Here is a 9,147-nt window from a genome sequence, read left to right as displayed (position 1 = left end):
AAATTCCCATTCGTGCGTCAACTCGCCCAATAAAATAACGCATCAAACTCTGTGTCTGTGAGCCCGAGGTCAATGAGGATCGGTGGAGCGTGACAGCCACGCGGCAATGATTCAGCCGATTGCTCGCCATATATCCGCGTCCTTTCAGAATCGATTGCGCTTGTTGAACCCTGAAGCGCCACGTCTTCTGATTCCAGCCTGATCAGCCATTCATCTCCGTTAGCCCACGGACATTGCGTGAATATCGAATCTCCACATTCCCTGCAGCAAGACGCAAAACAAAAAGCCCGTCACTTTCGTGACGGGCTTTTTCATTTCAACTTCCAAAAGTGCGGCAATAAAACCGCTTAACGCTCCAGGAATGGCCGCAGCTTGTCGGCGCGGCTCGGGTGCATCAGCTTGCGCATCGCCTTGCTCTCGATCTGGCGGATACGCTCACGCGTCACGTCGAACTGCTTGCCCACTTCTTCGAGCGTGTGGTCCGAAGTCGTGTCGATGCCGTAGCGCATGCGCAGCACCTTCGCTTCGCGCGGCGAGAGCGCCTTGAGCGCCTCGTCGATGGCAGCGCGCATGTTCGCGTGGATCGCGGCGTCGGCCGGCGAGGCCGAGCCTGCGTCCTCGATCATGTCGCCGAGCGTCGCGTCGCCGTCGTCACCCACCGGGCTTTCGAGCGAAACCGGTTGCTTGGCGATCTTGAGGATGCCACGCACCTTCTCTTCGGTCATGCCCATGCGCGCGGCGAGGTCCGCCGGATGCGCTTCCATACCCGTTTGCTGCAGGATTTCGCGCGAGATGCGGTTGAGCTTGTTGATCGTTTCGATCATGTGCACCGGCACGCGGATCGTACGCGCCTGGTCGGCGAGCGCACGCGTCACGGCCTGACGCACCCACCATGTGGCGTACGTCGAGAATTTCCAGCCACGGCGATATTCGAACTTGTCCACCGCCTTCATCAGGCCGATGTTGCCTTCCTGGATCAGGTCGAGGAACTGCATGCCACGGTTCACGTACTTCTTCGCGATCGAGATCACGAGACGCAGGTTCGCCTTGACCATCTCGCCCTTCGCCTGACGCATCTTCGATTCGGCGACGGTCATGCGGCGATTGATCGCCTTGATCTGCTGCAGCGACAGCGATGCGCCCGCTTCGATCTCGGCGAGCTTGCGCTGCTCCGCCTGAATAGCCGGCAGGCTACGCTCGAGAGCGGGGCCATACTTGTTCGATGCGGCCGCGGCGCGCACGCCCCATTCCAGATCGGTTTCGTGGCCCGGGAACTGCTCGACGAAGCCTTCGCGCGGCATGCCGCAGCGATCGACGACGATGGTCAGCACATTGCGCTCGATCGCGCGAATCTGCGCGACCTGCTCGTGCAGCAGCGAGCACAGGCGGTCGATGGTGCGGGCCGTGAAGCGGATCGGCGCGAGTTCCGTCTGGATGTCGGCGCAAATCTTCATTTCCGCAGCCGACGCACGCGCATTCGCGTCCGACGTGCAGGCCATCTGCTCGAACAGCGTGCGAACGCGCGCGAAGATCGCGAGGCTGTCCGCCTTCAACTGCGCGAGCAGGGCTTCGTTTGCCTTGCTGTTGTCAGCGTCCGCGTCGTCTTCGTCGTCGCTCGAATCGTCCGATTCTTCTTCGTCCGAAGCTTGTGCGTCCACTTCTTCGCCGCTGTCGGCGTCGGCCATGGCCGGTTCCTGCGCGGCTTCATCGCTGCCGATGCCATCGACCAGTTCGTCGATGCGCATTTCTTCAGCGGCGATGCGGTCGGCGTCGGCGAGGATGGTCGCGACGATCGACGGGCATGCCGCGATCGCCTGGATCATTTCCTGGAGGCCGTCTTCGATGCGCTTGGCCACTTCGATTTCGCCGGCGCGCGTGAGCAGCTCGCTCGAACCCATTTCGCGCATGTACATGCGAACGGGGTCCGTGGTGCGGCCGAATTCGGAATCGACGGTCGAGAGCGCGACTTCGACTTCTTCGTCGGCTTCGTCGTCGGCCTGCTGGTCGGCGCGGGAATCTTCGTTCAGGAGCAGCGTGTCGGCGTCGGGCGCCTGCTCGTACACCTGCACGCCCATGTCGTTGAACGTGGCGACGATCGTTTCCAGCGCGGCCGTCTGCGCGAAGTTGTCGGGCAGATGGTCGTTGATGTCCGCGTGCGTCAGATAGCCGCGTTCACGGCCGAGCTTGATGAGCGCCCGCATTTGATGCTGGCGCTTTTCGAGTTGCGAGCCTGCGTCCATGGGCGTCGTATCGCCGGATTTGTCTTTCGACGAACGGCGTGCGGGGCGGGCAGACGAGGGCAGCGCGTCGTCCCGGTCATGGCTTGTCAATACATTCTCCTCGAAGGGATAGCCCGACAAGGGCAAAAATGGGTCACGCGCCAGCGGCGTGGCGTCCTGGCGATGACGAAATTGCAGGGGAGTGGGCGGGGGCGCATGCCGGTCCCGCCAAGCGAGCGCCAAAGTCTGGAAAGACGTGGCAGCCTGGATTTTCGTGCAATGCAGAAAGACCGCGTATGGTAGTGCGTTACTGCATGCGAGGCAACCCGAATCGTCGTGTTTGCGGCACATTGTCCGCCTTCAGGGTCGTACCGCTTGCGGTGCTCTACCTTACATACTTCCTACATAAGTGTGTTAGACCATTTTTCAAACGAATAGTTCACGTATTTCCCACTCGGCGGGCGCATTTGCAGCGTCATTCCGTCCTGGAGTTCATATGGGGCTTCAAGTACGTGCGGACAAGGGGGGCGCGACGCGCGCAGCACATCAGGGCGGGAATTCGTCGTACTGGGGCAGTAAATCGGCGATTTCGAACCACGGCGCCTTCGAGCGCACAAAAATATGGCCGGCAGGGCGGATGTCCGGCGTATCGGTGAGCGTGCCGAGTGTCACGTGCACATAGGCCCCTTCACGAACAACTGAATAGAGCAGCGAGCCGCAGCGGCCGCAATGGACGTCAAGGGCGGCCTGCGGATCGCCGTAGACGAGCGTCTGCGCCTCGCCCTCGGTAAGCCGCAGCGCCCCGCTTTCGATGCCCGCAAACGGCTTGAACGCGGACCCCGTGGCGCGGCGGCACTGCGAGCAGTGGCAATTGAATGCGTAGCGGAACGTATTGGCCACCGCATAGCGCACCGCGCCGCAGAGGCACTGGCCGCGCAGCGTGGCGGGAGCGTCTGTAAAGGTAGGGGCAGCGTCGGCGGACATAACGGGCGGTGTTCTCGTGGCAAGTTGTCAAACATTGCGAACGGTCGGCTGCCGTTTCCGTGCCCACATCATACGTTTGAGTCATCCGCCGCGCAGGAAAACGCCAAGGTCACCACATATGGGGATTTATCTTCCAACGATCGCCTCTGCGCCTTGCGGAGCGCCCTCATAGCCCCGAAATACCGGGCGAATTTCCCATACCCGGTTACCTTTTGCGGCCCTTCGCTAACCGCACTGTTCCTACGCGGGCCGCTCCCTCAGTTCCTTCAAACCCTTGATGACGACGAGTAGCGCGCGGCCGTGCTCCTCCGAGCCGTCCCACGCCTCGACGATCGCGTTACGCAGCAATTCGTTGTACGCGAGCGCGTGCCGGCTGGACGGCGGCGCCTTCACGCCATAGAAACTGCATAGCTTGGTGAATGACGCACTCCGGCGCACCCGCCGGCCATTCGACGTGCGAAGACGCGAAACCGTAGGCTGACTGACCCCGGAGAGCCGCGCAATTTCGCTGGCCGAGCGTGAATCGTCCGATAACCGCCGCAACAGTTCCTGCACCGGAAAATAGGTATCTGGGGCTTCCATGTCATGCATTATACCTATACAGTAACGGTTATTGAATTGCTTGCCGAAATCGGCGGGCGGCTGCATTCCGAGGAAGTCGATGGCACTGAAACACCTACCGCCCACGTTTTGCTGGTCCCGTATCGGGCCGGAGGCTGGCGTTGATCTCCCCACGCTGATCCTGCGCAAGGAGTGGGAGCGGCGGCAGGGCAGTGGGCGCTTTCTGTGGGGTATCGGCCAGTCGCTCGGCAACAGCGCGCAGGTCGCCGCGCTGCGCACGGGCTCGCTCCTCGCCCTGTTCTCGCCCGCGGCGAGCCGCCCTCGCGTCGCGCAAGCCAGGCGCGGCCAGCGCCCTCGCGTAGTCGTCTGGAATGCGTGGGTCGACGCGAGCGGCCAGGTGCGCCAACTGCCGCAGCACGTGTTCGTCACGAGCAGCGCCACGCTGCCTTCGGGCGCGCCGCGCGAGCATTACTACGCGCTCGTGTGCGTCTCGCCTGCCGAACTCAGCGTCGGAAGCTCGCTGCGAGTGTTCCCGGAGAAGCTGCGCAGCGTGAGCACGGCAAAGCCGCCAAGTCCCTCGCAGGGCACGGTCGTGGTGGATCGCGTGGAGCGCGCCGTCGATACAGCGGGCAAGAGCCACCCACTTGTGTTCACCGCCGAGCTGGAGGCGCCGTACTTCGTGCGGCTTACGCAGCCCACGCTCGTCAAGGCGCGCGATCTGTCGGCAATACACGAGGCGTCGCGCATGGGCGACTTCGACACCTACGCGGCACTTACCAAACGTGTGCGCAGCGAGGCCTGCGCGCAGCAGGCGCGCGGCGTCACGCGCGATCTTTTCGACCTGCCTCCGGCCGACCACACGGCATCTTCACGGCTTGGTGGCGCAAGAACTCGCCACGTTTCCCGTGCGGGAGACTGGACACAGCTCACGATGGAACTTTTCCATGGCGATTCCCATTCGTTCACAAGAGGCCGAGGCCGCGCAACGCTTTTTTGAGGCGAGCCGCAACGTCGAGCGCGCATTTCGCGCCCTGCGTGCCGAGGTCCACGACGACCTTCCCGTGCAGATTGCCTATGGCGCCGCGCAATTGCGGCTCGACCACGCGTTGGACGAACTGGCGCGCGCCGAGGCGTTGTTCGATTCGGTTATCGAAGTCCGGGCGCATCAGACCAGAGGGCGTAAGGAGCACTGAGGGAGCACCGAGGAGCCACGGCACGCAGCCAGTTTCGAGACGCGGTGATAATCGACCGTTACGCGTCTACACGCATCGCCATCTTCGGACGTTTGCTGTCCAAACCCATGGCAGGCGTTCACTATCATGTCGATCCCCCCGGCTTCCCACTCCGCCGCGCCGCGCGCGCAAGCCACGCAAGCTACCCTGTCCGCCGCCGAGTCCGCGTGGCAGCGCGGCGAAACCACTACCGCGCGCGCCCTTTGCGAGCGCCTGATCGCAGCGAACCCCCGCGACGCCGATGCGCTGAACCTGGCCGGTTTGATCGAAAACGGGCGCGATCCGCTTGCGGCGCGTGCGCTCATTGTTCGTGCGCTCGCCGAGCGGGAGGACCCGGTCTTTCTCGTGAACCTCGCCATGACTTGCCAGTGCGCGGCCGACCGGGACATCGCGATCCGCGCGCTCCATCGCGCGATCGATCTGCGGCCTGACTTCCCCGTCGCGCTGAACAACCTGGGCCATCTCTACGGCGAAGCGGGCAATTGCGCCGAGGCCTCGCGCCATTTCGAGCGCGCGCTCTCGCTCACGCCTGCTCATGCGGCCATCCATTTCAACTACGGCACCATGCTGTACAAGTCGGGCGAGTTCGCGCGAGCGGAAGCGGTGCTGCGGCGCACGCTGGAACTCGCGCCGAATCACGTGAGCGCCTGGAACAATCTCGCGCAGGTAATGCTCGCCACGAACCGCAACACCCAGGCGCTGGGCGTGCTCGAACACGCGCGCACGCTTGCGCCCGACTCCGTGGACGTGCTCACGAACCTCGGTTGCGTGCTGCTGGACGCGGGCCGTGCCGACGAAGCGCAAGCCGCGCTCGCGCGCGCGCTCGAACGCGATCCGGGCAGGGTGTCCGCGTGGAACAACCTCGGCAACCTGATGATGCAGCACGGCCGCATTGACGAGGCGCGCGCCGCCTTCACGCGCGCCATCGAACTGAAGCCGGATTTCGCCGCGGCGCACCTCAACCTCGGCAACATATGCAGCAAGTCCGGCAGCATCGATGCGGCCATTGCCTGCTATCGACGCGCCATGGCCTGCGATCCCGCGCACACGGGCGCGAACAGCAATTTGTTGTGGTCGCTGATGTTCGCGATGGACGACGGCCACGCGGTGCGCGCCGAAGCCGAGCAGTTTTCGGCGCGGCACGAAGCGACGTTGCTCGCCGCAAGCGCGGGGGCGCACCATGCGAACACGCCTGAACCCGCGCGTCGGTTGCGGGTGGGCTATGTCTCGCCGGACTTTCGCAACCACTGCCAGTCGCTTTTCACGACGCCGATGTTGCGCCATCACGATCACGAGGCGCTGGAAATTTTCTGCTACTCGCTGAGCCCGCAAACCGACGAGGTGACCGCGCGGCTACGCGGTTTCGCCGATGTCTGGCGCGATGTACGCGAATTCGACGACGCGCGCCTCGCCCAGCAGATTCGCGACGATCGCATCGACGTGCTCGTGGATCTCACGATGCACATGGACGGCGCGCGGCGTCTGCTGTTCGCGCGGCGCCCCGCGCCGGTGCAGGTGGCGTGGCTCGCGTACCCCGGCACGACGGGCAGCCCGTCGATCGGCTGGCGTCTCACCGACCCATGGCTCGATCCGATGGGCGAGCCGCACATCGACGACCAATATACCGAGCGCTCGCTGCGCCTGCCCGATGCGTTCTGGTGCTACGACTCGCTTGCAACGGGCCTGGATGTGAACGCGTTGCCGGCGCTCACGGCGGGGTACATTACGTTCGGATGCCTGAACAATCCCTGCAAGCTCACCGACGCCACGCTGTCCCTCTGGTCCGGCGTGTTCGCCGCGCTGCCCAATTCGCGGCTTCTCGCGATGGCGCCGCCCGGCAGCGCGCGCGAGCGCTTGAACGCGCGGTTCGCGGCCCACGGCATCGACGCGGCGCGCGTGCGCTTCGTCGGCTTCCAGGAGCGCGCCGACTATCTGCGCACCTATCAGCAGATCGACATCGCGCTCGACACGTTCCCGGCCAACGGCCACACCACGAGTCTCGACGCCTTCTGGATGGGCGTGCCGGTGCCCACGCGCTACGGGCGTTCGGCGGTGAGCCGCGCGGGGCTCTGCCTCGCGGCCAATCTGGGTCTGCCGGAACTGGCGGCGTCGAGCGACGCGGAGTATGTGGCCGCCGTGACGGCCCTGGCGCGCGACCTGCCGCGCCTCGCCGCGCTGCGCGCGGGCCTGCGCGCGCGCATGGAAGCGTCGCCGCTCATGGACGGCGAGCGGTTCGCGCGAAACATGGAAGCCGCTTACCGGCATATGTGGCAAGCGTGGTGCGCCGACGCAGGCAGCGCCACCGAAGGCGCGCTTTAATCGAATCAGCGCTTTTCCGCGTCCGCCACCGGCAACTCCAGCACGGCCGCCACGAGCGGCCAGCGTTTCGCGGCCCCCTGCCAGGCGTCCTCGGCCTGAACGTCGAGATAGCGGTCGCGGTCCACGCCCTCGACGAGGCGCGCGAGCGCATCGATATCGCTCGGCAGCGCAGGACCGCTGCGCGCGCGCCGGCCGGCCCCCCACAAGCGCATCGCCATTACTTGCCCTCCACCCACACGCCGTCCGGCGTATGGATCACATAGCCGTTCGGCGTCGTCATCGTCACCGTGCCTTCGTTTTCGCCGACCATGCGCGTTTGCGGCAGGTTGTTCGCATACTGCGCGAGCGGCGGCGCACCTGTGGCGAACGGGCTGTGCGCCACGAGATTCGAAAGCAGTTGCGCGAGCGCGAGATAGCTCGTGGGCGTGTCGATCGTCGTCACGCCGCCGGTGTGCTCGCTGCCCGCAGGCAACCCCACCACCTTCACGCCCACCGGCACGTGGATGATGTTCGGCGTGGGAATCTCGCGCATGCCGGCAATCTGGTTCTCTTCGCCGCGTAGCGCCGCGCCGTGCTCGGGCACGAACACGATCACGGCGCGACGGCCCGATTGCGCGACGAGATTGATCACCTTGTCGACGTCGCCGAGCAGATTCTGCAGGCGGATCGGGTAAGACTGCAGGCTCGTGAGATTGTTGTTCGGTGCGGGCAGGCGGTTGCCGTCGTGCATGGAGACGGTGTTGTAGTAGAGCGCGACCGGACCGCCACCCGCCGCAATGCGCTGCTTGTACCAGCGCGCGAGCACGTCGTAGTCGCCGACGAGCGTCGAGCCGTCGAACTCCTTCATCGCTTCCGGCAGGCCGTCGTTGGAGGGAATCGTCACGCCCGGCACGCCTATTTCGTTGATCACCGTGCCGCGGAAATTGTCGAAACGGCCGTTGTGGTTCAGGAGCGCCTGCGGCGTAAAACCCGCCTGCGCAAGCTGTGCGAACAGGTGGCACTCGGGCGGCGCGGGGTCGTAGAGCGCCTTGTGCGGTTCCTGCCCGCAGGTGGCGCGCAGCACGCGTATGGCAGCGGGCCCGCTATAGCTCGCGGCGGAACTGAAGTTCTGGAAGATGTAGTCGAAGCGCGAGAAGAGCGGGTTGTTGCGCATCTTCACGAGGTCCATGTCGTCCCACGAGAGCGAGCAGATGTGCACCACGATGATGTCGAATTGCGCATTTGCGTCGGTCGTGAGCGGCGTGAAATTCACGTGCCGCCCTTCCTCGTTCGCGCGGAACGCTGCGAGCTGCTGGTCGAAGCTGCCCGACTGCTCGTCACGCTTCTTGCCCGTGCCGCTGTCCTCGTCGCCGTTGCTGGCGAGCGAGGCGTTCGCGGTGGCGTTCGCGACGAACGTGCCCACGCCCTGCCAGACCGGCATGACGACGAGCGCGATCAGCACGAGCGTCGTCACGCGCACCCAGCGGTTAATGAGGAAATAGAGCAGCACGGCGATCACCGCGGTCACCACCATCGAAAGCGAAATCACGCGCCGCGTGAGTTCGAGCATGTACGAAGGCGTGAACGTGAAAAGCACGGGAATCTGCGAGATCGCCCGGCCGATGTCAGGCATGCTCGACTCGTGGTACGCAATGGCGATGCCCGCGACCACGGCGATCACATTGCGCGCGATGCGCAGCCAGCGGCGGTGCAGCGGCACGAGCAGCAGAACGACGAAGGCGAAGTTCATCCACCACTCGGGCTTGAGCGTGCCGACCGAGTAGAGGTACAGCTTGGCGAGAAAGTAGAGATTCCAGAGACCCATAGTGTTTCGCGTTCCAGGGTGTTGCGGC

Annotated in this window: 8 protein-coding genes; 3 read left to right on the top strand and 5 right to left on the bottom strand. The window is 64.6% G+C overall.

Going from position 1 to position 9,147, the window contains the following annotated elements:
• Window positions 1-347 precede the first annotated feature (347 nt).
• The 3 genes from rpoD to U5768_RS06585 all read right to left on the bottom strand — a co-directional run bounded on the left by rpoD (window position 348) and on the right by U5768_RS06585 (window position 3,785).
• Window positions 348-2,330 carry an RNA polymerase sigma factor RpoD gene (gene rpoD, locus U5768_RS06595; protein WP_322029559.1) on the bottom strand — a complete coding sequence of 661 codons (1,983 nt, stop codon included), beginning with the start codon at window positions 2,328-2,330 and terminating at the stop codon, window positions 348-350.
• Between the two features lie 435 nt (window positions 2,331-2,765).
• Complete coding sequence (locus tag U5768_RS06590; protein WP_322029558.1) at window positions 2,766-3,203, bottom strand: GFA family protein; 438 nt, start codon at window positions 3,201-3,203, stop codon at window positions 2,766-2,768.
• A gap of 240 nt (window positions 3,204-3,443) precedes the next feature.
• Window positions 3,444-3,785, bottom strand: a complete 342-nt coding sequence (locus tag U5768_RS06585) for an XRE family transcriptional regulator (protein ID WP_322029601.1) — start codon at window positions 3,783-3,785, stop codon at window positions 3,444-3,446.
• Between the two features lie 79 nt (window positions 3,786-3,864).
• Here U5768_RS06585 and U5768_RS06580 point away from each other — a divergent pair, with 79 nt between their 5' ends.
• The 3 genes from U5768_RS06580 to U5768_RS06570 all read left to right on the top strand — a co-directional run bounded on the left by U5768_RS06580 (window position 3,865) and on the right by U5768_RS06570 (window position 7,315).
• Window positions 3,865-4,761, top strand: a complete 897-nt coding sequence (locus U5768_RS06580; RefSeq protein ID WP_322029557.1) for a hypothetical protein — start codon at window positions 3,865-3,867, stop codon at window positions 4,759-4,761.
• Window positions 4,709-4,957 carry a hypothetical protein gene (locus tag U5768_RS06575; RefSeq protein ID WP_322029556.1) on the top strand — a complete coding sequence of 83 codons (249 nt, stop codon included), beginning with the start codon at window positions 4,709-4,711 and terminating at the stop codon, window positions 4,955-4,957. The genes U5768_RS06580 and U5768_RS06575 overlap by 53 nt, the downstream gene beginning before the upstream one ends.
• A gap of 126 nt (window positions 4,958-5,083) precedes the next feature.
• Window positions 5,084-7,315: a tetratricopeptide repeat protein gene (locus U5768_RS06570; RefSeq protein ID WP_322029555.1), complete on the top strand. Its 2,232-nt coding sequence runs from the start codon at window positions 5,084-5,086 to the stop codon at window positions 7,313-7,315.
• A gap of 5 nt (window positions 7,316-7,320) precedes the next feature.
• Here U5768_RS06570 and bcsR read toward each other — a convergent pair whose 3' ends face one another.
• Both bcsR and bcsG read right to left on the bottom strand, forming a co-directional pair.
• Window positions 7,321-7,533: a BcsR/BcsP family cellulose biosynthesis protein gene (gene bcsR, locus U5768_RS06565; RefSeq protein WP_322029554.1), complete on the bottom strand. Its 213-nt coding sequence runs from the start codon at window positions 7,531-7,533 to the stop codon at window positions 7,321-7,323.
• Window positions 7,533-9,119, bottom strand: a complete 1,587-nt coding sequence (bcsG, locus tag U5768_RS06560) for a cellulose biosynthesis protein BcsG (protein ID WP_322029553.1) — start codon at window positions 9,117-9,119, stop codon at window positions 7,533-7,535. The genes bcsR and bcsG overlap by 1 nt, the downstream gene beginning before the upstream one ends.
• Between the last annotated feature and the right edge of the window lie 28 nt (window positions 9,120-9,147).

The sequence above is a fragment of the Paraburkholderia sp. J76 genome (assembly GCF_905220295.1).
Classification (GTDB): domain Bacteria; phylum Pseudomonadota; class Gammaproteobacteria; order Burkholderiales; family Burkholderiaceae; genus Paraburkholderia.
The sequence above is the reverse complement of the archived record's forward strand: the minus strand, read 5'-3'. Positions and strand labels throughout refer to the sequence as shown.

What these genes read in the sequence shown, in the direction of transcription:
- bcsR (WP_322029554.1), bottom strand. Translation starts at nt 7,533, where the DNA reads ATGGCGATGCGCTTGTGGGGGGCCGGCCGGCGCGCGCGCAGCGGTCCT.
- U5768_RS06590 (WP_322029558.1), bottom strand. Translation starts at nt 3,203, where the DNA reads ATGTCCGCCGACGCTGCCCCTACCTTTACAGACGCTCCCGCCACGCTG.
- U5768_RS06585 (WP_322029601.1), bottom strand. Translation starts at nt 3,785, where the DNA reads ATGGAAGCCCCAGATACCTATTTTCCGGTGCAGGAACTGTTGCGGCGG.
- U5768_RS06580 (WP_322029557.1), top strand. Translation starts at nt 3,865, where the DNA reads ATGGCACTGAAACACCTACCGCCCACGTTTTGCTGGTCCCGTATCGGG.
- U5768_RS06575 (WP_322029556.1), top strand. Translation starts at nt 4,709, where the DNA reads ATGGCGATTCCCATTCGTTCACAAGAGGCCGAGGCCGCGCAACGCTTT.
- bcsG (WP_322029553.1), bottom strand. Translation starts at nt 9,119, where the DNA reads ATGGGTCTCTGGAATCTCTACTTTCTCGCCAAGCTGTACCTCTACTCG.
- U5768_RS06570 (WP_322029555.1), top strand. Translation starts at nt 5,084, where the DNA reads ATGTCGATCCCCCCGGCTTCCCACTCCGCCGCGCCGCGCGCGCAAGCC.